22 protein-coding genes and 1 pseudogene are annotated in these 25306 nt (G+C 67.5%); 7 read left to right on the top strand and 16 right to left on the bottom strand.

Annotated elements, in window-relative coordinates:
- Position 1: 1 nt before the first annotated feature.
- From MX659_RS03320 to MX659_RS03295, 6 genes are all read right to left on the bottom strand, one after another.
- Complete coding sequence (locus MX659_RS03320) at positions 2-2392, bottom strand: homocysteine S-methyltransferase family protein (protein WP_267192049.1); 2391 nt, start codon at positions 2390-2392, stop codon at positions 2-4.
- The gene (locus MX659_RS03315; RefSeq protein ID WP_267192048.1) at positions 2385-2726 is read right to left on the bottom strand and encodes a hypothetical protein; all 342 of its coding nucleotides are present in this window, start codon (positions 2724-2726) and stop codon (positions 2385-2387) included. Before MX659_RS03315 ends, MX659_RS03320 begins: the two co-directional genes overlap by 8 nt.
- Before the next feature lie 19 nt (positions 2727-2745).
- Positions 2746-3153, bottom strand: a complete 408-nt coding sequence (locus MX659_RS03310) for an NIL domain-containing protein (protein WP_267192047.1) — start codon at positions 3151-3153, stop codon at positions 2746-2748.
- Positions 3154-4326, bottom strand: coding sequence for a homocysteine biosynthesis protein (locus MX659_RS03305; protein ID WP_267192046.1), 1173 nt, complete (start codon positions 4324-4326; stop codon positions 3154-3156).
- Positions 4327-4728: 402 nt separating this feature from the next.
- A complete protein-coding gene (locus MX659_RS03300) occupies positions 4729-6912 on the bottom strand; it encodes a cell wall-binding repeat-containing protein (protein ID WP_267192045.1) in 2184 nt (727 codons plus the stop codon).
- A 39-nt stretch (positions 6913-6951) separates the two neighbouring features.
- Entirely contained in the window at positions 6952-7398 is a 447-nt protein-coding gene (locus MX659_RS03295; protein WP_267192044.1) for an NUDIX hydrolase, read from the bottom strand.
- A 93-nt stretch (positions 7399-7491) separates the two neighbouring features.
- Between MX659_RS03295 and MX659_RS03290 the strand changes: the two genes are divergently transcribed.
- Both MX659_RS03290 and MX659_RS03285 read left to right on the top strand, forming a co-directional pair.
- Entirely contained in the window at positions 7492-8436 is a 945-nt protein-coding gene (locus MX659_RS03290; RefSeq protein ID WP_267192043.1) for an EamA family transporter, read from the top strand.
- A 94-nt stretch (positions 8437-8530) separates the two neighbouring features.
- Complete coding sequence (locus tag MX659_RS03285; protein WP_267192042.1) at positions 8531-8851, top strand: SHOCT domain-containing protein; 321 nt, start codon at positions 8531-8533, stop codon at positions 8849-8851.
- Positions 8852-8950: 99 nt separating this feature from the next.
- On the opposite strand, the pseudogene MX659_RS03280 reads toward MX659_RS03285, so the two are convergent.
- Both MX659_RS03280 and MX659_RS03275 read right to left on the bottom strand, forming a co-directional pair.
- Positions 8951-9541 (bottom strand): annotated as a pseudogene (locus MX659_RS03280) (DNA polymerase ligase N-terminal domain-containing protein); the annotation flags it as partial.
- Entirely contained in the window at positions 9538-10734 is a 1197-nt protein-coding gene (locus tag MX659_RS03275) for a cofactor-independent phosphoglycerate mutase (RefSeq protein WP_267192041.1), read from the bottom strand. The pseudogene MX659_RS03280 and the gene MX659_RS03275, both read right to left, overlap by 4 nt.
- Before the next feature lie 89 nt (positions 10735-10823).
- Between MX659_RS03275 and thrC the strand changes: the two genes are divergently transcribed.
- The gene (thrC, locus tag MX659_RS03270) at positions 10824-12365 is read left to right on the top strand and encodes a threonine synthase (RefSeq protein ID WP_267192040.1); all 1542 of its coding nucleotides are present in this window, start codon (positions 10824-10826) and stop codon (positions 12363-12365) included.
- Between the two features lie 67 nt (positions 12366-12432).
- Here the strand turns inward: thrC and MX659_RS03265 are convergent, their stop codons facing one another.
- Complete coding sequence (locus MX659_RS03265) at positions 12433-12657, bottom strand: hypothetical protein (protein WP_267192039.1); 225 nt, start codon at positions 12655-12657, stop codon at positions 12433-12435.
- Between the two features lie 115 nt (positions 12658-12772).
- Entirely contained in the window at positions 12773-14104 is a 1332-nt protein-coding gene (locus MX659_RS03260; protein ID WP_323745453.1) for a glutamine synthetase family protein, read from the bottom strand.
- A gap of 122 nt (positions 14105-14226) precedes the next feature.
- On the opposite strand from MX659_RS03260, the gene MX659_RS03255 reads away from it, so the two are divergent.
- Positions 14227-15816, top strand: a complete 1590-nt coding sequence (locus MX659_RS03255) for a glutamate synthase-related protein (protein WP_267192038.1) — start codon at positions 14227-14229, stop codon at positions 15814-15816.
- Positions 15817-15909: 93 nt separating this feature from the next.
- Positions 15910-17259, top strand: a complete 1350-nt coding sequence (locus MX659_RS03250; protein WP_267192037.1) for an MFS transporter — start codon at positions 15910-15912, stop codon at positions 17257-17259.
- Here MX659_RS03250 and MX659_RS03245 read toward each other — a convergent pair.
- The 5 genes from MX659_RS03245 to MX659_RS03225 form a co-directional block, all read right to left on the bottom strand.
- Positions 17256-18200, bottom strand: coding sequence for an aldo/keto reductase (locus tag MX659_RS03245; protein WP_267192036.1), 945 nt, complete (start codon positions 18198-18200; stop codon positions 17256-17258). The two genes, MX659_RS03250 and MX659_RS03245, sit on opposite strands and share 4 nt — an antisense overlap.
- Before the next feature lie 226 nt (positions 18201-18426).
- On the bottom strand, positions 18427-19272 hold the full coding sequence (gene pstB / locus MX659_RS03240) for a phosphate ABC transporter ATP-binding protein PstB (protein WP_407674466.1): 846 nt from the start codon (positions 19270-19272) through the stop codon (positions 18427-18429).
- A 20-nt stretch (positions 19273-19292) separates the two neighbouring features.
- Complete coding sequence (gene pstA / locus MX659_RS03235; protein ID WP_267192034.1) at positions 19293-20156, bottom strand: phosphate ABC transporter permease PstA; 864 nt, start codon at positions 20154-20156, stop codon at positions 19293-19295.
- Positions 20153-21082: a phosphate ABC transporter permease subunit PstC gene (pstC, locus tag MX659_RS03230; RefSeq protein WP_267192033.1), complete on the bottom strand. Its 930-nt coding sequence runs from the start codon at positions 21080-21082 to the stop codon at positions 20153-20155. Before pstC ends, pstA begins: the two co-directional genes overlap by 4 nt.
- A 4-nt stretch (positions 21083-21086) precedes the next feature.
- On the bottom strand, positions 21087-21956 hold the full coding sequence (locus MX659_RS03225; RefSeq protein ID WP_267192494.1) for a phosphate ABC transporter substrate-binding protein: 870 nt from the start codon (positions 21954-21956) through the stop codon (positions 21087-21089).
- Positions 21957-22156: 200 nt separating this feature from the next.
- Between MX659_RS03225 and MX659_RS03220 the strand changes: the two genes are divergently transcribed.
- Both MX659_RS03220 and MX659_RS03215 read left to right on the top strand, forming a co-directional pair.
- Positions 22157-22870 (top strand): response regulator transcription factor, encoded by a 714-nt coding sequence (locus MX659_RS03220; protein WP_267192032.1) that lies wholly within the window; start codon positions 22157-22159, stop codon positions 22868-22870.
- Position 22871: 1 nt separating this feature from the next.
- Positions 22872-24629, top strand: coding sequence for a sensor histidine kinase (locus MX659_RS03215; RefSeq protein ID WP_267192031.1), 1758 nt, complete (start codon positions 22872-22874; stop codon positions 24627-24629).
- Here the strand turns inward: MX659_RS03215 and MX659_RS03210 are convergent.
- The gene (locus MX659_RS03210) at positions 24604-25305 is read right to left on the bottom strand and encodes a phosphatase PAP2 family protein (RefSeq protein WP_267192030.1); all 702 of its coding nucleotides are present in this window, start codon (positions 25303-25305) and stop codon (positions 24604-24606) included. The genes MX659_RS03215 and MX659_RS03210 overlap by 26 nt on opposite strands.
- Between the last annotated feature and the right edge of the window lies 1 nt (position 25306).

Raw genomic sequence — 25306 nt, 5'->3', positions numbered from 1 at the left:
GTCAGATGCCCTCCTCGCCTCGGCGCTTCGCGAGCGCAGCGCGCACCGCCTCCACGCACCCCGGAGCGTCCTCGGCGTAGCCTGCCCCGATCGAGCGCGCGTAGTCGGCTGTCACCACGGCGCCGCCCACGAGCACCGGTGTCCCCGTCGATGCGACAGCACGCACGGCCTCCTCCATCGCCGAAAGCGTCGTCGTCATCAACGCGGACGCGCACACGACGTCCGCGTCAAGGGCCGCCTCGGCGAACCGCTCCGCGCTCACGTCCACGCCGAGGTCGTCCACAGAAAACCCGTAGCTCTCGAGCATCGAGATGCAGATGTCCTTCCCGATGCTGTGGATGTCACCTTTCACGGTGCCGAAGGCCACGCGCCCCAGCGAAACGCCCTCGCCTGGTGGCAGGTGACGCTTGGCGACCTCGACGGCCGCCTTCATCGCGTCCGCGGCCGCGATGAGCTGCGGCAAGAAGACGTCGCCCCGCCCGTACGCGTCACCGAGGCGCTGGATCGCGGGGGTGAGCACCGACGCGATCACGTCCTGCGGCCGCACGCCGCGAGCGATCAGCCGCTTCACCAGCCCAGGAGCGCCATCCGCGTCGCCCCGCTCGATCGCGAGCGCGAGCAGGTCCTCGTCGCGTGCCGATTCCGGCGCCGCCTCGGGCGCGCGCTCCGCGGCAAGCGCGACCCACCGCTGGGCGCGCTCGTCACGACCGAGGAGCGCATCGACGGCCGCTACCGTTCGCATCACCTCAGCGTCTGCCGGATTCACGATGGCAGCGTCCAGGCCTGCACCGGCCGCCATCGCCAAGAACGCGGCGTTCAGAGTCGAGCGCCCGGGCAGTCCGTGGCTCACGTTGCTCACCCCGAGCACGGCCGCAAGGCCCCACCGTGACTTCACCTGACGCAGCGCCTCCAGTGTGACCGCCGCTGAGCCGGGGTCGGACGCGGCTGTGAGCACGAGGCAGTCGACGAGCAGGTCGTCGTCGGCAAGTCCTGCGTCGTGGGCGCACCCACGCACACGCTCCACCACCGCGACGCGGCCCTCGGCCGTCGCCGGGATGCCGTCGTCATCGAGCGCGAGCACGAGCACCGCCGCTCCGTAGCGCCTCGCAAGCGGCAGCACCGCGCTCATCGACGCCTCACCGCCGTTCACGCTGTTGATGAGCGCGCGCCCGGGATACAGCTTGAGCGCCTCCTCGAGCGCATCCGCGTCCGTCGTGTCGAGCACGAGCGGCAGGTCGCACGAGCCCGAAAGCGCGAGCACCGCTGCGGGAAGCGCCTGCTTCGCATCCACGCCGGCGGCGCCGACGTTCACGTCCAGCGCGTCTGCCCCTGCTGCGGCCTGCTCCGCGGCGAACTGACGTACGATCGCCATCGACCCTTCTTTGAGCGACTCGGCGAGCGCCTTCTTGCCGGTGGGGTTGATCCGCTCGCCGATCGCAACGATGCGGCGTCCGCCGCCGATCGTCACCGTGCGGCGCGGGCTCGCAAGCGTCACGCCCGGGCCTCGTCCGGACCGTGCGCGCACGGGAAGGTGCTTGGCGGCATCGACGATCGCGCCGGTGAACGCCGGGGTCGAGCCGCAGCACGAGCCCACGACCGACGCCCCTGCCTCCACGAACTTCGCGGCGTACGAGCCCATCTCATCGGCGGTGCCCGGGAAGACCGTCGCGCCGTCGACGATGCGCGGGATGCCCGCGTTCGGCTGGATGATGATGGGAAGCGCTGTCGCGCGCGCCATGCGCTCCACGAGCGGCAGCATCTCGGCTGGGCCGAGCCCGCAGTTGATGCCGACCGCTGCCGCGCCCGCCGCCTCGAGGATGACAGCCGCCGTCTCGGGCGGGGTGCCCGAGAGGTCCATGACCCCGCTGCGGCCGAACGTGACGGTCACGAACACCGGGAGGTCGCACGCGTCCCGCGCGGCGAGCACCGCGCAGCGCGCCTCGGCGATGTCGGTCATCGTCTCGATGAGGATCGCGTCCGGCGACTCGACCGCAAGCGCCTGCACCTGCTCGAAGAAGTGCGCGTACACCTCGTCGAACGTCGCAGCGCCCAGCGGCTCCATCACGAGGCCGGTCGGACCGACGTCTGCGAGCACGTGCTGCGCACCGGACTCGCGCGCGAGGCGGACGCCTGCGCGGTTGAGGTCATCCAACATGTCTTCCAAACCGTGCTGCGCAAGCTTCGGGCGCGTGCCGCCGAAGGTGTTCGTGGTGACGCAGTCCGCCCCGACGAGCACGTAGCTGCGATGTATCTCAGCGATGACGTCCGGGGCGATGAGATTGAGTTGGATGCCCGGCTGCTCGGTCGGTATGCCGGCGCGTTGCAGCATCGTGCCCATCGCCCCGTCGACGACGAGCACCTCACGGCCAAGCCGGGCCGCGACATCAGGCATCCTGCGCGCCCTCCTTCCGCTCCTCTGCCGCCCTGTCGTCGAGGTATCTCGATGCGAAGTTGTGCGCGGTGAAGTACACGATGAGCACGAACGCGCCGATCTGCACCACCGCATCCAGCCCCATCTCGCTCCAGAACACGCGCAGCTCTCCTGACGAGGCCCCCCACGCCACGCATCCCGCGAGGCCGGCCAGCAGCGTCGCGCTGCTCGCCTGCAGCACGCGGCGGCCGGCGCGGGCGCCTGCCCGGGCGCCGGCCGGGAGCGCCGCCACGGCCAACGCGAGCGACACGACCACGAGCACGACGAACGCCTGCAGGAATCCGAGCTGCGGCACGAGCGTCACCTCCTCCTGGCTAGAAGCTGAGCGTGATGGCCCGTCGTGGACAGGCTACCACGCACGCCTCGCAGTACACGCACTTGTCTTTGTCGAAGACGAGCTCATCGCCCCTGCCGTTCAAGGTGAGAGCGCCGGGGCGGCACACGGCTGTGCACAGACCGCAGAGCACGCACTTCTCTTCGTCTAGGCAGATGTCCGTCGCCGCAGGCTTGACCACGATGCCTTCGGACTCCAAGAACGCGACGCCGGCCTCGAAGTCCTCCTTCCGACCGGTCACCTCGAGAACCATGCGGCCCTCCTGGCCCGGATGGATCTGTGCTCGCAGGATGTTCGGCACCAAGTCGAAGTCCTTCACCAGGTGGTACGTGACCGGCTTCGTGGCCTGCCGGGGCGGGAACGTGAGGTCGAGCCTCTTGCGCGGCATCTATATCGCCTCCTCGCTTCGGATCTCCAGCGGTTTGACGCCTTGCTCGCCAGGCTGCGGCAACGGCTTGAGCGGCTCGGCGAGCGTGAAGCGCTCCTCGGCGATCCACCGCTTCAGTTCCGCTGCGATCTCCCGCGCCTTCGCACGCGAGCTGATGGGGCCGGTAGGGACCTTCTTGCCCTGCACCTCGATCGTGCCGGATCGGAGCTCAGCGTAGGTCACCTGGCCGAGCGCGGGGCGGCTGCGACGCTGCACCCCGTAGTCGAACACCGTCGCCGAGATGTCGGCGTCGGTGAGCGCAAGCGTCGCGGCGATCTCTTCGTCGAGCACGGGGATCGGGACGCCGATGCCGACGAACGCGCTCACACCGTACCCCGTCATCGATGCGGCGGCGAAGAACCGCGTCGATGCACGTTTCATGTCGGCAATGACCGCGAGCGTGCCCGCCGGCGCCAACGGCACGCCATGCTCGTCCCGTTGCTGGTTCGGGTTGTGCTGCGTCCCTTCCCAGGCGACGAATCCCGGGGCGCCCGCGACGAAGATGCGGCTGCCCACGCCGATCGTCCGGTAGGTCGGGTCGTTCAACAGCGGTGAGAGCGCGCCTGCGGAGCAGTACGTGGCGTTCCCCAGGTGCGGGAGGAGCGTGCCCATGTAGGTGTGCAGCACGCGTTCGGATGAGTTCACCGCCACCGCGTAGTTCTGGTACGCGTTCCGTGGGTTGAAGAAGTACGCCTGGTTGAGGTCCTGAAGCCGCACCCACGTGTCGATCTCGGTGCGCGGATAGCAGTCCGTGCCAGAGCTCCACGCTCTGAGCCGCACCGCCTTGCCAGCAAGCAGGTCTTCGATCACGTGCGCGCCGCCATACTCGATGCCACGCGTCGAGCTCTGCTGCGTCACGCCCAGGTAGGTGTCGACGGCCGCCAGGCCGCCGTACGCCTCCACGTCGTTCAAAGTGATGCGGCTCATGCGGATGGGCGGGTCGCTGTGCCCGAAGTTGAGCATCACACCTGAAGAGCACATCGGGCCGAACGTCCCGGTCGTCACGACGTCCACGCGCGCGGCCGCTTCGCTCACGCCAACGCCCGCCGCTAGTTCGGCGAACTCCTCGGCCGTGAGCACCACCGCTGCGCCCGAGACGATGCGCTCGTTGATCTCGTCCCACGTCTTCGCCATCACACACCTCCTGGTATGCAAAACGCCTCCCGCCCGACAGTCCTTGTCAGGGCGAGAGGCGCCTGGGCCTTCGCGGTACCACCCGACTTCGCCGCGCGTCGCGCGGCCTCATCTCGAGCACGGGACCGGTGGCGTGTCCGCTCGGCCGGCGGGAGTCGACCGAGGGGGTCCGATGCTCACGAAGCCTGCGATAACGGGGGCGTCCGTCCGGCATTACTCCGCTGAAGAGCGTTTCCTCCGGATGCCTCTGGGGCCATGTTCCGCGGGCTTTCGGACGCCGGTTCTCAGCTGCCCCGGCTCTCTGGCGGACCTACCGGTCCCGCGTACTCATCCCCATCAACGGCACGTATGAGGTTGGTGCCGAAGTCTACGCGCGCGGCGGCGCGGTGTCAACGCGAGCCGCTACCACCACGTCGGAGGATCGTCCGGCCAGGTCACCCAAAGCACGCTGTCGGCGCTGCTCCGCACGGCGTCCGAAAGAGCGCCGGTGCCGCCGAGCAGACGGCACGCCTCGACACGCGCCTTCTCGCTTGCCAGGAATGCCTGCGCAGATGTGGACAGCGCGGTCGGCTTCGACAGCAGCAGCACCCCGCCTTCGGCTCCGGCGAGCGGTCCGCCTGCCAGCGCGTCCGGGAAGTTCTCCCCCGTTGCGAGGGCGACGAAGCGGGGCCTCGCCGTTCCCGTTCTGACGCCATCTTGGGCGACCGCCGCGGCGGTCGCGTACCGGTCGACGCCCCACACACGGCGCGTCGTTTCCGCAAGCGCGTCGACCTCACCGAACACCGCACCGGAGACGGCGCCCGAGCCGCCCACCACCACCGCCTCCGACGGGGAGAGCTCGCCTAGCACTGCGCGCCCGCTGCTAGGAAGCGCGTCAGATCTGGTGAGCAGCACTGGCCTGCGGCCGTTCCACGCAAGCGGCGAGACGGCGAGCGCGTCGGGGAACGTGTCGCCCCGCGCCACGTACACGACGCCGTCGAAGTCCGGACCAAGGCGCGAAACCACATGCCGGGCCACCTCAGCGGAAGTCGCGTAGCGGTCAGCGCCGCTCACGCGCGTCACCACTCTCACGCTGGGCCGGGCCGCAAGCGCCGAGACGACCGCGTCCGAGACGGCGCCCGGTCCGCCGATCACGAAGACCCGTGATGGCCCCAGCCGGTCGATCTCCTGCCGCACCATGTCAGGAAGCGCGGTTTTGCGCACGAGCAGGAGCGGCGCATCGTACGCACCGGCGAGCCCGGCAGCCGACAGCGCGTCCGGGAAGCCCTCGCCGCTCGCCACGACCACCACGTCCGAGCCTGTGCGGAAGCCGGACTGCGAGATTCGGACTGCTGTCGCGTATCTATCGGCGCCTGAGAGCCGGCGGCTCGTCACCGTCTTCCAGACGCGTTGCTCGAACAGCGGCGTCGGAGACGAGTCCATACGCAGGTATGCGACGCCTTCGTCTGCTTCCGAAGAAAACATCCACGAAAAGCGCTTCGGCTGGTCCGAGGCAGGCCACGCTGACGCCCACGCAGCCGTCGTCGTGTCCGCTGTGCTTGCCGTGCCCGGCGCGAACAGCCACGCGGAGGCGGCTGCCGGAGTCGGGCTCGTCCACAGCGAACCGGTGAGACGCTGGCCCCACCGCACCGGGACTGCGAAGACCATGCTTGCACCGAGCGTGCCGGTCGCGGCACCGCTCTGAAGCGGCGTGCCCGGGACGTCCGGGACGGCCGCCTGCCATGCCAGCGTGTACGCGGTGCCCGGCGTCACCGCGCGCACGTCGAGGTACCAGATGCCGCCGCGCCCGCTCGGGACTGTCACGGTCATCGTGATGGTCGAACCTCTCTGCGCGACGGCATCACCGGCGTGGTAGACGTCGAGCGTCGGCTCGAGGATGCCGCCGTTGTTCCACACGGGCGGGTACACGATGAGATCAACGGTCGCCGCGGGGCTCTCAGCAGTGAGCGTGCACGTCAGGCTCTGCCCCTCTGCGAGCGCAAGCGCATAGACGTCGTCGCGATCGGTGTAAGGATCCACCGCGCCCGTCGCCACGCTCGCTGTCAGGGGGCGACCAGGGACGTTCCCGTCGGAGCGGCCCGCGACGTGCCAATCCAGCTGGTACGCACCCTCGGAGTTCCAGGTCACCACCGCAAGGTAGTACCGACCCGCACCGAAGCGCCGGCTCGCCGTGTAGCAGATGCTCTCGTCCGACGTTCCCGCAGCAGCAGAGCGCGCCACCTCGTGCGCGGCGATGAACGTGACCGAGTCAGGGCTGAACAGGTAGAGATCGAAGTCAGTCCCAGGCGTCCCGGTCAGACGAGCGTGCATCTGCTCGCCAGGAGCGAGGTAGACCGAGAACAGGTCGACGGCGTCTTCAGGAGGCAGCGAGATCGGCAGCGCGTCAAGCGTCCCCGTGACCGTCCGCGAGACTATCGGGTAGCTGTCGAGCGGTACGCCCGGGACGTCGTCGTCAGCGGCGAGCGGCCGAAGCGCGGTCCTCAGGCCGGCGGCATGTACCGGCGGCACAGGCGGTAGCGCCGTGAGAACCAGCGCCGCAGCAGCCACCGCAACGATCAAGGTCCGTGTGCGTGTGCTCGTGCGCATCGCGTCCTCCCTCGATGTCGCCCCCGCGCTCCACCGCAATCATACGTCAGTATGCCCCGCAACCAACCACTTCCGCACGTCCTCGAGGATCGCGGCGTGGTCGAACGCGAGGTCTGGCACGGTATCGAGCGGGTACCACGCCGCCTCAGCGGCGTCGTCTCCTGCAACTGCCGCCGTCTCGACGCCCTCGCCTACCACGCCAGCATAGACCGCCGAGACCGTCCAGCCCCTCGGGTCGCGCCCAGGCCCGCCGTACACGCCGATCAGCGCGAGCGGACCTTCGTAGCGGATACCCGTCTCCTCCTGGAGCTCTCGGCGAGCGGCCTGCTCAGGAGGCTCGTACTCGTCCACGAAGCCGCCAGGCAGCGCCCAACGCCCCTGGAAGGGCGCACGACCGCGTTTGACGAGCAGCACCTCCCATCCTGAAGCCTCCCTCCGCAGCAGCGCTGCGTCGGCAGTGAACGCAGGTCGAGGATACGCGCCCATGGCCTCTGCCTTCCGCCACGACCGACCCATGCACGTCTTTACGGAGTATGATGCCCGAATGCGACATCGCACCGTGAGAGAGGCGCTGCGCTCGTGACAGGGAGCCACCGCATCAAGCTCATCGCCGCGTTCGCCACGCTGTACGTGGTCTGGGGCTCGACGTACCTCGCGATCCGCATCGGGCTGAGCGCGGAGATGCCGCCTGCGCTGTTCGCCGGCTTGCGGCTCACGCCTGCGGGACTGGTGCTGCTCGCGTTCGCCACGCTTCGGGGCCGCCCGATCCGCATGCGCGCTGGCGACCTGCGCACCACGGCGATCGTCGGCATCTTCCTGCTTGTCGGCGGGATGTACTCGACATTCCTTTCCGAGCGCGTGATCCCGTCCGGCCTCGCCGCGCTCATCGTCGCTCTGCTCCCCCTGTGGATCGCGCTCGTCGAGTGGGCGCTGCCCGACATGGAGCGGCCGTCCGCGCAAGGCGTCGTGGGCCTGCTGCTCGGGCTCGTCGGCCTCGCCGTGCTCGTCGCGCCCCGCATGACCGGCGTCCACGGGACCGCGCAGGAACTCGGCGGTATCGCCATCCAAATCGTCGGGACCTGGCTTTGGACGGCCGGCTCGGTGTACTCCAAACGCCGACCGGTGAAGGCAGATGCACTCGTGGTCACCGGGTACGAGATGCTCATCGCGGGGACGGTCCTCCTTGGAATCGGTACGGTCGCGGGAGAGTGGAGCCGCCTCTCGCTCACCACGCGCAGCGTCGCAGCGCTCGCGTACCTTACCATCGTGGGATCGTGCATGGCCTTCACCGCGTTCGTGTGGCTCCTTCGGAACGCGCCCGCATCCAAAGTGATGACGTACGCGTACGTCAATCCCGCGATCGCCGTCGGCCTCGGCCACCTTGCGGGACGAGCGGGCCTCGTGCCGCCAGAGCCGATCGACGCGTGGACGCTTGCCGGAGCCGCCGTCATCATCGCCGGCGTCGCGCTCGCGACGAGCGCTCCGACGCGGCCGCCTCGCCGAGCGTCGGACACCGAGTCCTGACCCCACAACATCTTCACATCGTGCTCACGAGCGCTGCATACCGCGCGGGCATCCTGATTCGTGCCGGCAGTTCCGGCACGACAAAGGAGGAACCATGATGCACGCATTCCCATACCGCGGAGCGCCGCTCGGCAGAGGTCTGATAGACGGTCCCATGCACGACGGGCTTTTCTTCCCGTTCGCAGGCTGGCTCGTCGGGTTTCTCGTGACTGCGGCCATCGTCGCGCTTGTCGTGTGGCTGATCGTCCGCGCGAGCCGGCACGGCGCTGGATCCGCTCACGCGGTGATGCCCGCTGGCGCCCCGCCCGCGCCCTCGCCTGCTGACGACGCGCTGCGCATCGCGCGCGAGCGCCTCGCACGCGGCGAGATCGACGTCGAGCAGTACCGCTCCATCGTCCAGGCGCTGACGACCTAGGCCTTCCCGGCACCTGGCAGGGTCTGCCACCCCCTCGGGCCCTGCCGACACCCTCCCTCGAGCGATGGCCCGGCTCCGTCCGGGTCATCGCGCGTCTCGGGCGATCTCCTCCATCGTACGGCCGCTCGCCACAGACCTCGCATCGGCCGATGCGAGATGCTCATCGCTCACGCTCAAGGCGTGCTCGTCCCGTTCCTTGATGAGCAGCCAGTTGTCCCGCGTATCGCCAGGCTTCCTGCGCATGCGCACGAGCGCGAATGCCCCTTTGAGCCGAGAGCCGTGCAGCACGAACTTGAGCGACCCTCGCTTGAGACCCTCGTCCGCATCGCCCACGGGCTTCCAGACGCCCTCGTCCCAGACCATGACGGTGCCCGCTCCGTACTCGCCTTCAGGGATCACGCCTTCGAACGAGGCGTACTCGAGCGGGTGGTCTTCGACCTGCACCGCAAGCCGCTTCTGCGCCGGGTCGAGCGACGGCCCTTTCGGGACCGCCCACGACTTGAGCACGCCTCCCCACTCGAGCCGAAGGTCGTAGTGGAGGCGCGCGGCGGCGTGCTTGTGCACCACGAACCGAAGCGGCGCACCGCCTTCGTGGACCGCCCCGCGGTCGTCCGTCGACGCTGCCTCGCCTGCCGGCTCGTGCGTACGCGTGAAGTCGCGCTTCGCCTGGTACTCCGAAAGGTCCATCATCCCACCGTCCCCGCCTCAAGCAGCATGTCCATGACGAGCCGCCCCGGGTCGACCACGAGGCCGGTCTCGGCAGCCGTCCGTTCGTTGAACGCGCGTGCGCCGCGTGCCTCGATGCCAGGGCCGTGCACGACGAACGGGACCGGCTCGCCCACGTGCGTCTTGAGCGCGATCGGCGTGGGATGATCGGGCATGCAGAGCACCCGAAGCGGCTTGCCGCACGCGCGGATCCTGCCGACGATCTCGCGGTCGATCGCCTCGATGGCGGCGATCTTGCCCGCTACGTCGCCTGCATGCCCTTCCTCGTCCGGCGACTCGACGTGGATGACGACGAGATCGTGGTCTGCGAGCGCCGCGAGCGCGCCGTCAGCTTGCGCTGCGTAGTCGGTGTCCGGGCCGTCCGTAACGCCAGCTATGTCCAGGCGGTCGATGCCGAACAGCACCGCGAGCCCGTTGAGCAGATCGACGCCGGAGGTGAGCGCCGCTCGGATTCCCCGCGCTTCCGTGAAAGGTCGCAGCCCCTGCGGCGCAGCGCCCGGCCAGAACGGCCAGATCTCCGTCGCGTGAAGCTCGCCACGCGCCATGCGGGCACGATTCGTAGCCGAGGCTGCGAGGACCTCGCGGGCTCGCTCCATCAGGTCGAGCAGCAGATCCGCGCCCGAGCCGCGCGGCTCGTGACCCTCGACCGGCTTGTCGGAGATGTCGTGCGGCGGCGTGTACCGGGCATCGAGAAGCTCCGGGTGTCCCTTCACCACGAGGATGTGCCGGTACGCGACGCCCGGACAGAAGGCGAAGGTCTCGTCGGCGAGCTCGCGCGCGAGGTCTTCCACGATCCGGCGGGACTCGTCTGTGGCGATGTGTCCGCACGAGTACGACCGCATGATGCCGTCAGCCACGTGGACGAGGTTCATCCGCAGCGCGACCTCGTCGTCTGCGAGCGAGATGCCCATGCTCGCCGCCTCGATGGCGCCGCGGCCGACGTAGTCGCGCACCGGGTCGTACCCGAGGATCGAGGTGCACGCGGCTGAAGACGAGGGCTCGGCGCCTGGCGGCACGGTCTGCGCGAGCCCGACGATGCCTTCTGCCGCCAGCGCATCCAGGTTGGGGGTCCGGGCCGCCTCGAGGGCCGTCGCTCCGTCGAGCTCTTCGAGCGGCCAGCCGGCCGCGCCGTCCAGGATCACGACGACGTGCTTCACGCGTCCTCCTCCCGCCGTTTGCGACACGGTACCACGCCCGGACGCGCGCTGCAGCAGGAGTACCGCGGGTTTTCTGGTACCATGCGCGCATGGCCATGCGATACCTCGACACCCGAGACCTCGACAGCTCCCGCCCCACGTTCACGGAGGCGGTCGTCAAGGGCATCGCTCACGGCGGCGGTCTGTACGTACCAGAGCGGATACCAGCCGTCACGCTCGAGGACGTCCTTTCGCTTGCGGACCTTCCGTACGCCGAGCGCGTCGCGCGCGTCTTCGCGTGGTTCGAGGTGGACGTCCAGCCCGCACGCTCGCTCGAGCTCGCACGCGCTGCGTACGGCGACCAGTGGGACGACGAGCGCATCGCGCCGGTCGAGGAGGTCGTCCCGGGGATGCACGTGCTCGAGCTCTGGCACGGCCCCACCTCGGCGTTCAAGGACATGGCGCTGCAGTGCATGCCGCTGTACTTCTCAGAGGCGATCGCCATGCAGCAGCAGACCGGCACGCTCGAGGACGACTTCCTCGTCCTCGTCGCCACCTCGGGCGACACCGGCAAGGCCGCTCTCGAAGGCTTCGCCGACCGCGAGCACACCCGCATCGCCGTCTTCTATCCGCACGGCGGCGTGTCCGAGATGCAACGCAAGCAGATGGTCACCCAACGCGGGTCGAACGTCGCCGTCTTCGGGGTGCGCGGCAACTTCGACGACTGCCAGGCAGCAGTGAAGGCCGCGTTCAACGACGCGGGGTTCAACCGCTGGCTCCACGAGAATGCGCACCTCGCGCTCTCGTCTGCGAACTCGATCAACTGGGGCCGGCTGCTGCCGCAGATCGTCTACTACGTGAGCGCCTACGCCGAGATGGTGCGCCAAGGCGGCGTCGTCCTTGGACGCCCGATCGACGTGTGCGTCCCGACCGGCAACTTCGGCAACATCCTGGGCGCGTACTACGCGCGCCGCATGGGTGTGCCGATCGAGCGTCTGCTGTGCGCAAGCAACGAGAACAACGTGCTCGCGGACTTCATCGCAACAGGAACGTACGACATCTCGGCCCGGACGTTCGTGACGACGCCGAGCCCGAGCATGGACATCCTGGTATCCAGCAACCTGGAGCGCCTGTTGTACCACCTCGCCGGCCCTGAGTCCGTGCGTGAGTGGATGCGCGATCTGAGCGAGCAGAAGCGGTTCCGCATCGACCGCGACACGTTCCATCAGATGAGAGCGTTCCTTGTAGGCGACTGGGTCAGCAACGACGACTCGCTCGCGACCATCAAGCGGCTCCACCAAGAGACCGGCTACCTCATCGACCCGCACACCGCCGTGGCTTGGGAAGTGGCGGAGCGGCTGCGGGGCGACAATCCCGTGCTCGTGGTGTCGACCGCGCACTGGGCCAAGTTCGGCGCCGACGTGCTCCGCGCGCTTCTGGGGCTTCGGCACGACGATGAGCTGCCACCGGAATACGCCGGCCGCACCCCGAGCGCGCTTCTCGACGCGGTGGCGTCCACGGCAGGCCCGCGCGCGCGAGTGCCTCAGGCGCTTGCGGAGATCGACGCACTGCCCGAGCGGTTCAGCACCGTGGTAAACGCCGGTCGCGAAGGCGTCGAGGCGGCCGTCCGGGCGTGGCTGACGGGCGCGTAGCGCGCTCAAGACCGCTCGACCCGTGTCGCAACACAGGCCCTCCGGCCCACGGCGCGCAGATGTCCGCTCACACCGCCTGGATGAGGTACTCGTCTGCCCGCTCGTGCTGGTACGGGAGCAGCCCGTCGGGGACCTCATCGATGCCGATGGCGATGGCCAGCGCCCACCGAGCGCATGCCGAGCAGTCGCCCATGCAGTAGTGGTCGCGATACCGCATGGCCACGTCGGCCCGCACCGAACGGCCCAGGAACACCGCGCATCGGGAGCTGAACTCGCACGTTGCCGACGCCATCGGGCACCTCCATGACCGCTTGTCGCCTTGCTCTACCGATTGTCTCGGCAAGGCAGCCATTGGTCTGAAGGCGTCTGCGACGAACGGCGATGCGGGTCATGCGTCACGCCACACCTTACAAGAGCGGCAGGTACTTCTCCGTCTCCCAGGGCGTGACCCGTGTGCGGTACTCGTGCCACTCGGTCGTCTTGTTGCGGAGGAACCACTCGAAGACCTGGTCGCCGAGCGCCCGGCGCACGAGATCGCTTGCTTCCATCTCCTTGAGCGCCTCGTACAGGTCCTCGGGTAGCTGCTCGATGCCCCTCGATGCCCGCTCACGCTCCGACATCTCATACACGTCATCGGTGACGTCCGGCGGAAGCTCGAGCCCGCGTTCGATACCATCGAGTCCAGCTGCGAGCATCACGGAGAAGGCGAGGTACGGGTTGCACGCTGGATCAGGCGAACGAAGCTCGATGCGGGTCGCCGCTTCCTTGCCAGGCTTGTACATCGGCACGCGCACGAGCGCCGAACGGTTCCTGTGGGCCCAGCAGATGTACACCGGCGCCTCATATCCTGACACGAGACGCTTGTAGCTGTTGACCCACTGGTTGGTGACGGCGCAGATCTCCCGGGCATGCGCGAGGATGCCAGCGATGTACGCCTTCGCTGAGGCCGAGAGGTGGTACTCGTCTTCTGGATCGTAGAAGGCGTTCTTGCCGTCCTTGAAGAGCGACTGGTGCACGTGCATGCCGCTGCCCGCCTCGCCGAACAGCGGTTTGGGCATGAACGTCGCGTACACGCCGTTCATCTGCGCGATCTCCTTGACGACGACGCGGTAGGTCATCACGGCGTCGGCCATCGTGAGCGCTTCCCGGTACCGCAAGTCGATCTCGTGCTGGCTTGGGCCCACCTCGTGGTGGCTGTACTCGACCTGGATGCCGAAGCGCTTGAGCGCGCGCACCGTGTCCTTGCGCAGATCGACCGCCAGGTCCCGCGTCGTCTGGTCGAAGTACGTCGCGCGATCCAGCGGAAGGGGCTCCTGTTCGCTCTTGAGGTAGTAGAACTCGAGCTCAGGACCGATGAAGAACGTGTAGCCCATCTCTGCGGCACGTGCCAGATTGCGCTTGAGCACGTACCGTGGGTCGGCCTCGTACGGAGAGCCGTCCGGCTTCACGATGTCGCAGAACATCGTAGCCACGAGCGCCCCTTTTTGCCGCCACGGCAGGATCTGCAGCGTTGACGGATCCGGCATGGCGATCATGTCGGACTCTTGGATGCGGGCGAAGCCTTGGATGGACGAGCCGTCGAAACCCATCCCCTCGGTCATCGCCGTCTCGAGCTCCTCGACATCGATGGTGAAGCTCTTCAGGAATCCGAGAACGTCGGTGAACCACAGATGGATGAATTCCACCTTCTGATCCTTGATGGCCTTGACCGCCTCATGGCGCAGTTCGTGCGGCATCATCACGCCCTTTCTCGCAAGGAAACGACTCCTTCATGCGATTCGTGGGTTCTAGCGCCCTTTCGCTGCATTACAATAGCGTACAACCAGCCGGCAGAAGAGACATGGGAGGAGCAGGGGCTAGAATGAATCTCAGGCGACCGAATGCGAACGAGGCGACCCAGACGAGCAACCGCTCGCGCGACGTCTCGCCGTCTTCAGGCATCTGCACGCGGTGCGTGGACGGGTGCCGCGGCAACTGCGAGGTCTTCAAGGCGACGTTCAGAGGCCGCGAAGTCATCTATCCGGGTCCGTTCGGCGAGATCACCGCGGGCGGCGACAAGGACTACCCGGTCGACTACTCGCACCTGAACGTCCAGGGCTACGCGCTGGGAGCCAAGGGCCTGCCTGAGGGTGTCGAAGGCAACCCGGACAACACGCTGTTCACGATGGTCGACACGGAGACCGAGTTCGGGTACCAGAACAAGGTCCGCATGAAGCTCCCGATCTTCACAGGAGCTCTCGGCTCCACCGAGATCGCGCGCAAGAACTGGGAGCACTTCGCGGTGGGCGCTGCCATCTCCGGCATCTCGATCGTCTGCGGCGAGAATGTCTGCGGCATCGACCCGGCCCTCGAGCTCAACGACAAGGGCAAGGTCGTCAAGGCGCCCGACATGGAGCGCCGTGTCGAGCTGTACAGGCGCTACCACGAGGGCTACGGCGACATCCTGGTACAGCTCAACGTCGAGGACACCCGCCTGGGTGTGGCCGAGTACGTGATCGAGAAGCTGGGAGTCGAGACCATCGAGCTCAAGTGGGGCCAGGGCGCGAAGTGCATCGGCGGCGAGATCAAGGTCGACTCGCTGGACCGTGCGCTCGAGCTGCAGCGGCGCGGCTACCTCGTCACGCCCGACCCGAGCGACCCGGCTGTGCAGGCCGCGTACCGCGCCACCGCCATCAAGCACTTCGAGCGGCACAGCCGCCTCGGGTTCATCGATGAAGAGTCGTTCTACGCGGAAGTCGAGCGGCTGCGCGCGCTCGGAGCCAAACGCGTCACGCTCAAGACCGGCGCGTACCCGATGCGCGAGCTTGCCATGGCAATCAAGTGGGCCAGCAACGCCAAGATCGACCTGCTCACCATCGATGGCGCCCCCGGTGGTACCGGCATGAGCCCGTGGCGCATGATGGAGGAGTGGGGCGTTCCGACGTTCTACCTGCAGTGCATGACCAACCAGCTCGTCGAGCGGCTGCGCGCGAAGGGCGCCTACGTGCCCGACATCGCGATCGCAGGCGGCTTTTCCACCGAAGACCACGTCTTCAAGGTCCTGGCCCTCGGCGCTCCGCACACCAAGGCCGTGTGCATGGGTCGCGCGCTCATGATCCCGGGCTTCGTCGGGAAGAACATCGGCAAGTGGCTTGAAGAGAAGGACCTGCCGCGAACCGTCTCCGAGTTCGGCTCGACGAAAGAGGAGATCTTCGTCTCGTACGAGGTCCTCAAGGCGAAGTACGGCAACGAGGTCGAGAATCTGCCGCTCGGCGCCATCGGCATCTACACCTTCGCCGACAAGATCAAAGTCGGCCTCCAGCAGCTCATGAGCGGATCGCGCAACATGCGGCTCTCGACTATCTCGCAGGCCGACCTCATGGCGCTCACGCGCGAAGCGGCCGAGATCTCAGGTATCCCGTACGTCATGGACGCATACCGCCAAGAGGCCTTCGACATCATCGACGCCTGATCGCTCGCGTGGCACGGCTTCGCGCCGTACAATAGCGACGAACCCGCCGCCCCTGCTCCGCGCAGGGGCGGCGCGCCTTGGCAAGGAGGATGCGTGCGCGAGACCTGCGGGCAAGACGAAGCGGCTGCACCCGGAATCGGCGGCTCGACGGCGACCGAACAGGCGCTCGACACCCTCACTGCGGAGGCAGACGCGTGCGGCCCTCCTGCTGGGCTGCTGTCGCGCTTCCGGACATTCGAGTCGTTCGCGCACCGTGATTTCGCGCTCGCGTTCTCCGGTGCACTGCTGTCCAACGTCGGCTCCTGGATGCAGATCGTCGCGCTCGGCTGGATCGTGTACGACCTCACCGCCTCCTCGCAGGCGCTCGGCTTCGTGAATGCGCTTTCCGGCCTTCCCGTCACCTTCTTGGCTGTCGTCGCTGGCGCGCTTGCCGACAGGCTGGACCGCCGGAAGCTGCTCATCTTCGCCCAGGCCGCTCTCATGGCGCAGGCAATCGCGTTCGGTGTGCTCTACCAGACGGGACGCATCTCGATGGCGTGGATCTACGCCCTTGTGCTCGTCGGCGGCGTCTTCCAGGCGCTCACCTCGCCTGCGTGGCAAGCGATGACGCCGGATCTGGTGCCGCCGCGGTCTCTGATGAACGCGGTCGCCCTCAACTCGGCGCAGTTCAACGCTGCGCGGTTCTTGGGGCCGGTCGCAGGCGGCGCCGTCTTCGCCCTGCTCGGCGTCGCTGCCGTGTTCTATGTCAACGCCGCAAGCTTCCTGTTCGTCATCGCCGCTTTGGCGATGATACGCCTCCGCGGTCAGCAGCATCGCCGCGCGCACTCTGACACGGCGCGCGACGTCCTTCTGGGAGGCATCCGATACGCTCGCGAGCATCCGCGCATCGCGTGGCTTCTGCTGAGCGCCGCAGTCCTCACCACCTTCGGCATGCCGTTCGCTGCGCTGCTGCCTGCGCTCGCGAAGAGCGTCTTGCACCTGAAAGAGACCGGGTATTCGCTGCTCCTGGCCGCAAACGGGGCGGGCGCGCTGACGAGCGCTCTGGTTGTGGCGACGCTGTCGCGCAGGATCCGCCGCGAGCGCATCATCCGCGTCGGGTATGCGGTGATGGGCGCCGCCCTCGTCATTCTGGCGATGTCCCGCAACCCGTACCTCTCCGCAATCGTGCTGTTCGCTCTCGGGGCGGCGTTCCTCGCCATCGTCTCGAGCATCAACACCTCGTTGCAGCTCAGCACCGACCCCCAGGTCCGTGGCCGCGTGATGGCGCTGTTCGTGATGGCGTTCATGGGCATGATGCCGCTCGGCTCAGCGCTGTTCGGTTGGGTCGCGCAACGCATCGGGTTGCAGGTCGCGATCGCTATCGGTGGCGCGGCGACGCTTGCATACGGCGGTTTCTTGCTCGCCCGACCCTCGCTTATCTGCGAGGGCGACGACCCCTGCTAGCCGGCCGAGACATCCGACACGATGGCCTCGATGTCGTTGAAGTCCTCCGGGCGAAGAGAGAACCCCCACACGCCGTCAACCGCATCGAGCTGCTCGGGTCTGCGAGCGCCCCAGAGCACGAGCGACATGCCTGGCTGATCGAGGAGCCAGCGCACGGCGAGGTGGATGACGCGGCGGCCGTATCGCTCCTGCGCCAGACGATCCAGCCGCTCGACCGCGGCGAGGTGGCGCTGGTAGAGCTCCCCGTGGTACATGGGCGCCCGACGCGCGGCGTCCGTCGGCTCGCGTTCGGGCCGCATCGAGCCCGTCAGCAGTCCCCGGGCAAGCGGGCTGTACGCCATCGTGAGAAGCCCGCGGTCGCGCGCGTGCTCGAGCACCGGCCGGTTCGCGGTCTCGAAGATGTTGTAGCGGAACTGCGTGGCGTCGAGCCGCCCGCCCTGCACGAAGCGCTCCATCTGCTCGCCCGAGTAGTTGCACACGCCGACCGCCCGCACGAGCCCCTCGTCGAGAAGCTGCTGGAGCGCGGCGGCGGTCTCCTCGAACGGCGTGCGCTCGTCCGGCCAGTGAACCTGGTAGAGATCGATCCGGTCCGTCTTCAGTCGCTCAAGCGACGATTCGACCTCTCGGCGGATGCTTGCAGGCGACGAGTCCCGCCACGGCTCCTGTCGCTCGTCCCAGACAAGGCCGCACTTCGTCGCGATCGTGACGCGATCGCGAACGCCGAGGGCCTCGATCTCTTCGCCTACCATGCGCTCCGAAAGCCCGAACCCGTAGACCGGAGCCGTATCGATGACGTCGATCCCCATCTCGAGCGCGCGCTCGATCGTCGCACGAGCAGCACGCTCGTCCGCGCCACCCCACATCCAGCCACCCATCGACCAGGTGCCCAGCGCTACGCGGCAAACCCGGCGCGAGCTCCACGGAAGCGTCGTCCTCTCCACGCCCCCTCCTTGCAGTCCGGCATCAGGACACACCCGATATGAATCTTCTTCCCAATCGCTTGCATAGTGGCACGGATATTGCTATAGTACGTGACGAGCAGGGCGACCCGCATCTTCCCTCCCCCCTCGGACGCGGGGAACGCCGCTCACCTGAACGAGGCCCGTCCCCCCCAACGGGCCTCGTCCTCTTTTTCTGGAGGGTTTCCGAACGGCTGAAGCCCACGATCTAGCCGAAACGACCGGTGATGTACGCCTCGGTCCGCGGGTCGTCAGGATTCGTGAACATCTTGCGTGTCTCTCCGACTTCGATGAGGTGCGCCGGCTCATCGAGTCGCTCACGCAGCATGAAGGCCGTCTGGTCGGAGATCCTCGCTGCCTGCTGCATGTTGTGCGTGACGATCACAATCGTCACTGTCTGCTTGAGCTCGTCGATCGTGTCCTCGATCTGCTGCGTCGAGATCGGGTCGAGCGCGGACGCGGGCTCGTCCATGAGAAGCACCTCGGGCCTTGTCGCGAGCGCACGCGCGATGCACAGCCGCTGCTGCTGACCCCCTGAGAGATCGAAGGCGTGCTTCTTGAGCGAGCCTTTGACCTCCTCCCAGAGCGCAGCGCGCCTGAGCGAGTCCTCGACGATCGCATCGAGGTCCTCGCGCTTGCGGATCCCCTGCGTACGCGGCCCGTACGCAACGTTGTCGTAGATGCTCATCGGGAACGGGTTCGGTCGCTGGAACACCTGCCCGACACGCATGCGCAGCTCCACTGGGTCGACGCTGCGCGCCATGATATCCAGCCCATCAAGCGCGATAGTGCCGCTTACGCGAACGTTGCCAAGTTCATCATTCATCCGGTTCAAACACCGGAGCAAGGTCGACTTGCCGCAGCCGGAAGGACCGATGAGGGCTGTGACGGACTGAGAGGGAATGCTCATCGTGACGTCTTCGATGACGATTTCCGAGCCGTACGCGACCGAGACCGAGGCGAGATCGAAGGCCCCCTTGCCTCGTGGGACTGCCTCGCTCAAGACGCCATGCGCCTCGCTCGCTGCACTGTCCGCGGCGGTGACCGCCGTCATCACCGCAGAACGTACGTCGGTCACCACGAGATCCTCCTCCTTCTCGCCGAACGCCAGATGGCCGCCAGCGCGCTCACGGCGCTCACGCTCAGCACCAGCACGAGCGCCGTGCCCCAGACCAGGTCCCGGTTCCAATTCGGAACTGATGTGACCTGCGTATATATGTGGTACGGAAGAGCCATGAACTGAGAACCCGGCCCGTCCGGCAACCTCCGCATCTGGAAGACCGCCCCAGTGAACAGGATCGGCGCCGTCTCGCCTGCAGCACGAGCCAGCCCGAGCACGACGCCGGTGACGATGCCGGGGGCTGCAGCAGGCAGCGCGACCGTGAGCACCGTCCGGATCTTGCTGGCGCCGAGCGCCAGGGCCGCGTGCCGAAGGTCCATGGGCACCTGCCGCAGGGCCTCCTCGGTCGCGGTGATGACCACAGGCAGCGTCATACATGTCAGCGTGAGCGAGGCCGCGATGACAGAGCGGCCGAAACCCGCCGCGAGCACGAACGCCGCCAGTCCGAACAGACCGTAGACGATAGACGGCACGCCTGCCATGTTCGCGACCGCAAGGCGGATCATGCGCGTGCTCGTCTTCTTCGGTGCGTACTCAGCAAGGTACACGCCCCCGAGCACACCCAACGGAACGGCGAACGCGGCGGTGCCGAGCACCACGTACAACGTACCGATGAGCGCAGGGTAGATGCCTCCTTCGCGTCCCCGGTTCTTCGGCGCCTCGGTGAGGAACTCCCAGCTCAGACCAGGCAGGCCCCTCCATACGATGTACAGCACGAGGAACAGTGCGGCACCCACCACGAGCGCCGCCGCGGCGCCGAGGATCACCCGGACGACCGCTTCTGCGATGCGGGCGCGCTTGCTTCGCGTGAGCATCATGCGCCCCACCGCTTCCGCTGCTTGTCGAGCACGATGTCGGCTCCCAGGTTGATCGAGAAGGCCACTGTGAACAGCACCAATCCCACGACGAACAGCACCGAATAGTGCGTGCCGCCCTGGACGACCTCACCCATCTCAGCGGCGATCGTACCCGTCATGGTCCTGACAGACTCGAGGACGCCCTTCGGCATCACCGCAGCGTTGCCCGTGAGCATCAGCACGGCCATGGTCTCGCCGATCGCCCTGCCGACGCCCAGCATCACCGCAGCGAAGATGCCTGAGCTCGCTGCAGGGATCGTCACCTTGTACGTCGTCTGCCATCGCGTGTTGCCGAGAGCGAGCGAGGCGTGCCGCAAAGACGACGGGACCGCGCGCAGCGCATCTTCTGATATCGAGACAATCGTAGGAAGCGCCATGATACCGAGGACGATCCCGCCAGATAGGGCCGTCAGGCCGCTGTCCAGGTCGAACGCTTGCTTGACCCCAGGCACGACCAGCGCCACGCCCACGAGCCCGTAGACCACGGACGGGATGGCGGCCATGAACTCGATGACGGCCTTCGCCATCTCTTTCAGTCGACGGCCGCCGAACTCGCTCAAGTACACCGCTGCGGCCAGTCCGATAGGAACGCTCGTGACAAGGGCAACGCCGGTGACCAGGATGGAACCAGCTATCAACGGCAAGGAGCCGAACTTGCCCGGGTTCGAGGTCGGATACCAGTCGGTGCCGGTCAAGATCCTGACAAGGCCTACTTCGCGCAGTGCTTTGACCGAGTTGAAGACCAGGAACGCTGCGATTGCAGCGAGCACGAAGAGCGCGAGCCAGCCTGACGCGGTGATGAATCCTGTGGCGAAGGTCTCGGCCGCACGGCTGATCGCCGTGCGGCCGTTCGACCGCGCCCTCGATGAACGGATAGGGTCTTTCATCTGGTTACTGCAGCGGAACGAATCCCTCGTCGGCAACGAGCGCCTGTCCCTCGGGCCCGAGGATCCAATCCAGATACGCCTTCAGAAGGTCCGTGGCCTCGCCGTTGCTGTACATGTACAGGTACCGAGAGATCGGGTAGCTGCCGTCCTTCGCGGTCTCGATCGACGCCTTGACACCGTCGATAGCGAGCACCTTCATATCATCGCTCACGTAGCCAAGACCGACGTAGCCGATGCCAGCGTCATTGGCCTTGACCTCGTCGACGATCGCCTGGCTCGACGGCAGGAGTTTCGCAGACTTGGCGTACTCCTTGTCCTTGCCGACGACTTCCTCCTTGAAGTACTCGTACGTGCCCGACGAGCTGTCGCGCGACAGGAGCACGATGGGCTTGTCTGGACCGCCGACGTCCTTCCAGTTGGTGATCTCGCCACGGAAGATCTTGCCGAGCTGGTCGATGGTCAGGCCCTCGACAGGGTTGGCGGAGTTCACGATGACGGCGATGCCATCGATGGCCACCTTGTGCTCGACCGGGTCGATGCCCTTGCTCTGGGCTTCCGCGATCTCTTCGTCTTTCATCCCACGTGACGCGTTCGCGAAGTCCACGGTGCCATTGATGAGCGCCGCGATGCCCGTACCAGAGCCGCCGCCCTGCACCGAGACCTCGACGCCGGGGTTCTCATCCATGAACTTCTCGGCCCACGCGGTGGCAAGGTTCACCATCGTGTCTGAGCCCTGGATGTTGATGGTCCCGGACAGTGCCGGCTCCTCCGGCGTGGTAGGCTCGCTGGTCGTCTCCTGCTTCTGCCCGCAGCCCGCCAGTCCTACGGATGCGGCAAGCACGAGTGCGAGACCCAATACTGCTGCCTTCTTCATCGCCACTGATCAACTCCTCCATGCAACGGGATGCCCCCGGCCTCCTAGCCGGCCTGCACTCAGGCTAGCCCGACAGCGAGGGCCGGATGGTTACACGGGTGTAAGAAGTGGCACATGAGTGTTAAATGGTTGTTGCACGAGTACCTCACTCCGGTAACTGACTGCGACAATCGGGGTGCGCCCGTGAAGGAGGCTACGACGTGTCGCTGATTCTCATCGTTGAAGATGACCCCATCATCAGAACCACCGTCGAGTACGCGCTCAAGCGCGCCGGGTTCGACGCGCTCACGGCAGAAGACGGCAATCGAGGGCTTTCGCTCGCCCTCAAGAAGCATCCCGACCTCATCGTGCTCGACCTCATGCTCCCGGGCCTGGACGGCTACCGCTTCGCCGAACAGGTCCGCAAGACCGACAACGACGTGGCGATCATCATGGTCACCGCGCTCGACCAGCCACGCGACAAGATCCGCGGCCTCGACGCCGGTGCCGACGACTACGTCACGAAGCCGTTCTCGATGGACGAGCTCCTCGCACGCATCAGGGCGAATCTCAGGAGGGTCCGTGAGCGGCAGGTGCTCGAGAACCCGCAGACCATCGAGGTCGGTGACCTCAAGATCAAGCCGAACGACCTCGTCGTGACCGTGGACGGCACGCCCGCGAAGCTCAGGCTCAAAGAGTTCCAGCTGCTCGTCGCGCTCGCGTCCAACCCGGGAGCGCTTATGTCGCGCGAACGGCTCGCGCGCGAGGTGTGGGGTTACGGGTTCGTCTCGTCTTCGCGGACCATCGACGTGCACATCCGACGCCTGCGACAAGCGATCGAGGAACCGTCGGGCTACACGTACATACACACGGTCCACGGCGTCGGCTATCGCTTCGAGCCTCGGCCCAAGCCCAGCACCGCAGAGCGGGCCTGAGATGCGGGCCGCGTTCTCGTCATACCGCGTGCAGATGCTTGCCGGGATCGCGGCCAGCATCACCATTCTCGCGGCAGTGTGGCTGTACGTGCTGTACGGACCGCTCACGGACGCGCTCGGCCACCAGCAGCAAGCGGGGCTCGAGACGGCCGCTCGGCTCGCCGCGGCGGCGCTCGGTGAAACGAGCGACCCGAACGCCCTGCAGGCCAGCACGGAGCGCTTCGGGCGCGAATCGTCCGTGCGGCTCACCGTCATCGCGCGCGACGGCACCGTCCTCGCCGACTCGCGAGCCGATCCCGCCAGCATGGAGAACCACGCGAGCCGACCGGAAGTCGCACAGGCGATGGGCGGCGGCGTCGGGGTCGCGACGCGCCGCTCCCGGACGCTTGGCGTCGACTACCTGTACGTCGCGGTCCCCGCGTCGATCGGCGGCGCGCCCGTCGTCATCCGGGCGGCCGAGTCGCTGGCGCGCGTCCGAGACTCGGCTCGCGCGGCGCACACCGCTGGAGTCCTGCTGCTTGCGCTCGCTCTTGCCACGACGCTCCTTGCGGGGTGGCGCCTCATCCGCACCTTCGCGGATCCGGTCGAACGGCTCGCGCGGGCCGCGCAGGCCATGGCGGCCGGCGACCTCTCCGCGCCTCTGGAGCCGACTCGCGGCGCGCTCGCACCGCTCGCCGATTCGCTGGCGTTCCTGCGCGACCAGCTGCGAACCAGGATCGCGCAGCTCGAGACGGAGCGGACACGACTGCAGGAAGTCATAGACGGCCTGGACGATGCGGTCCTGCTCGTGGAGTCCGACGTCGTCGTGGCGTGCAACAGCGCCGCTGCCAGGCTGTTCGGCGCCTCGTCGGGCAAGCCGCTGGCCGGAAGACCGACCGCCTCGCTCGCCGGCCCTGAGACCCTGCGTGCCGCAGTGCGCGAAGCGGTCGTGTCGGACTCTCCTGCCGACTCGGTCGTCGGCCCGACCCCGCTGCAGCAGTCGTTCCGGGTGCGATCGGTCCCCCTGCATGCCCACGACGCACGCCCCGCGCACCTCGTGATCGTCTCTGACATCACGCACAGCGCGCGGCTCGACGCGATGCGGAGAGACTTCGTCGCCAACGCGTCTCACGAGCTCAAAACGCCGGCCACCGGAATCCTGCTGCTCGCGGAGTCGGCCTCTGCTGCCGCCCGCGACGGGGACGTCGAGCAGACGCTCGCGTTCCTTCAGAGCATCCACGAGGAGGCGGAACGGCTGCGATCGCTCGTCGGCGATCTGCTCGACCTCTCACGCCTCGAAGGCACGCAGTTTGCAGCAGGCCCCACCGACGTTAGGGCGGCCGTCGATCTCGCCCTTTCCGCACACCGGCGCGCCGCAGAAGTGAAGGGCCTCGCGCTCCAGCTCGACGACTCCGCGGTGCAGGGCCACGACGTGTACGCGGCGTGTGACCCGCCCGACCTTGCGATCGCCCTCGACAACGTCCTCGCGAACGCGATCGCCTACACCGACCAAGGTTCCGTCACAGTCCTGCTTGCCCGCCGCGATGAACGCGTCATCATCGAGGTCACGGACACGGGCGTCGGGATACCCGCAGAGCACCTTCCGCGCGTCTTCGAACGCTTCTACCGAGTCGACGCGGCGCGGTCGAGGCATAGCGGCGGAACCGGCCTTGGTCTTTCGCTCGTCAAGCACGCAATGGAGCGCTGCGGCGGAACGGCGTCGATCGCCTCAGAGGTCGACCGCGGAACGACGGTCACGCTCGCCCTGCCGGAGGCGTGACGCGGCCCGCCTGGCTGTCGCGCCGGCCGAAGTCCCACGCAACGCATACCGCCGCCGAGGCGCACACGACCGCTGCCCCCAGCAGCGCTCCACCGATGACGTCGCTCGCGTAGTGCACGCCCAGGTACACGCGAGATGCAGCCATCGTCACGACCCAGACCGCTGAGGCGGTCAGAGCGATCGCCTTGACGCGCCTCGAGGTGGAAGGAGCGGCCAGCAGGAGCGCTGTGAGCGCTCCCGCCAGGCATACAGCTGCAACCACGTGGCCAGAAGGGAAGCTTGCGCTCGCGGGCACGGACACAAGGTACGCGCCATCAGGCCGCGGGCGCTCGAAGACCGTCTTGAGCACAGTGCTCGCCAAGGCGCCCGACGCGACCGTCGCGACCACGAACACCGCCCCGCGCAGTCGGCGGGACGCAGCGAGCACAAGCCCTGCCAAGAGCGTGATGGCGCTGGTTCCCGCAGTGTCGCCGATCGTCGCAAGCGCCCGCGCGAGCAGATCGAGTGCCGGGGAACGGGATTCCGCTGCGATTCCGGTCACAGCCCGGTCGAGGCCCCAGACCCCTGGCACGAGCATCACGACGACCGCAGTCGCTGCGAACAGAGCCGCGTTCGCCCCAGCAGCCGTCACGAGCGCCCGGATGCGACGGCTGCTGCTTGAGCTCGTCGCCTCCACG

Origin of the sequence: Parvivirga hydrogeniphila (assembly GCF_023371205.1) — a bacterium.
In the GTDB taxonomy this organism is placed as follows: domain Bacteria; phylum Actinomycetota; class Coriobacteriia; order Anaerosomatales; family Anaerosomataceae; genus Parvivirga; species Parvivirga hydrogeniphila.
Note: the sequence above shows the minus strand (reverse complement) of the source record. Positions and strands in the feature narration are given on the sequence as shown.

Excerpts from the sequence above, each read along its gene's own strand:
- MX659_RS03320 (WP_267192049.1), bottom strand. The coding sequence starts at position 2,392 with ATGCCTGATGTCGCGGCCCGGCTTGGCCGTGAGGTGCTCGTCGTCGAC.
- MX659_RS03310 (WP_267192047.1), bottom strand. The coding sequence starts at position 3,153 with ATGCCGCGCAAGAGGCTCGACCTCACGTTCCCGCCCCGGCAGGCCACG.
- MX659_RS03305 (WP_267192046.1), bottom strand. The coding sequence starts at position 4,326 with ATGGCGAAGACGTGGGACGAGATCAACGAGCGCATCGTCTCGGGCGCA.
- MX659_RS03300 (WP_267192045.1), bottom strand. The coding sequence starts at position 6,912 with ATGCGCACGAGCACACGCACACGGACCTTGATCGTTGCGGTGGCTGCT.
- MX659_RS03295 (WP_267192044.1), bottom strand. The coding sequence starts at position 7,398 with ATGGGCGCGTATCCTCGACCTGCGTTCACTGCCGACGCAGCGCTGCTG.
- MX659_RS03285 (WP_267192042.1), top strand. The coding sequence starts at position 8,531 with ATGATGCACGCATTCCCATACCGCGGAGCGCCGCTCGGCAGAGGTCTG.
- thrC (WP_267192040.1), top strand. The coding sequence starts at position 10,824 with ATGGCCATGCGATACCTCGACACCCGAGACCTCGACAGCTCCCGCCCC.
- MX659_RS03265 (WP_267192039.1), bottom strand. The coding sequence starts at position 12,657 with ATGGCGTCGGCAACGTGCGAGTTCAGCTCCCGATGCGCGGTGTTCCTG.
- MX659_RS03260 (WP_323745453.1), bottom strand. The coding sequence starts at position 14,104 with ATGATGCCGCACGAACTGCGCCATGAGGCGGTCAAGGCCATCAAGGAT.
- MX659_RS03255 (WP_267192038.1), top strand. The coding sequence starts at position 14,227 with ATGAATCTCAGGCGACCGAATGCGAACGAGGCGACCCAGACGAGCAAC.
- pstB (WP_407674466.1), bottom strand. The coding sequence starts at position 19,272 with ATGACGGCGGTCACCGCCGCGGACAGTGCAGCGAGCGAGGCGCATGGC.
- pstA (WP_267192034.1), bottom strand. The coding sequence starts at position 20,156 with ATGATGCTCACGCGAAGCAAGCGCGCCCGCATCGCAGAAGCGGTCGTC.
- pstC (WP_267192033.1), bottom strand. The coding sequence starts at position 21,082 with ATGAAAGACCCTATCCGTTCATCGAGGGCGCGGTCGAACGGCCGCACG.
- MX659_RS03225 (WP_267192494.1), bottom strand. The coding sequence starts at position 21,956 with ATGAAGAAGGCAGCAGTATTGGGTCTCGCACTCGTGCTTGCCGCATCC.
- MX659_RS03215 (WP_267192031.1), top strand. The coding sequence starts at position 22,872 with ATGCGGGCCGCGTTCTCGTCATACCGCGTGCAGATGCTTGCCGGGATC.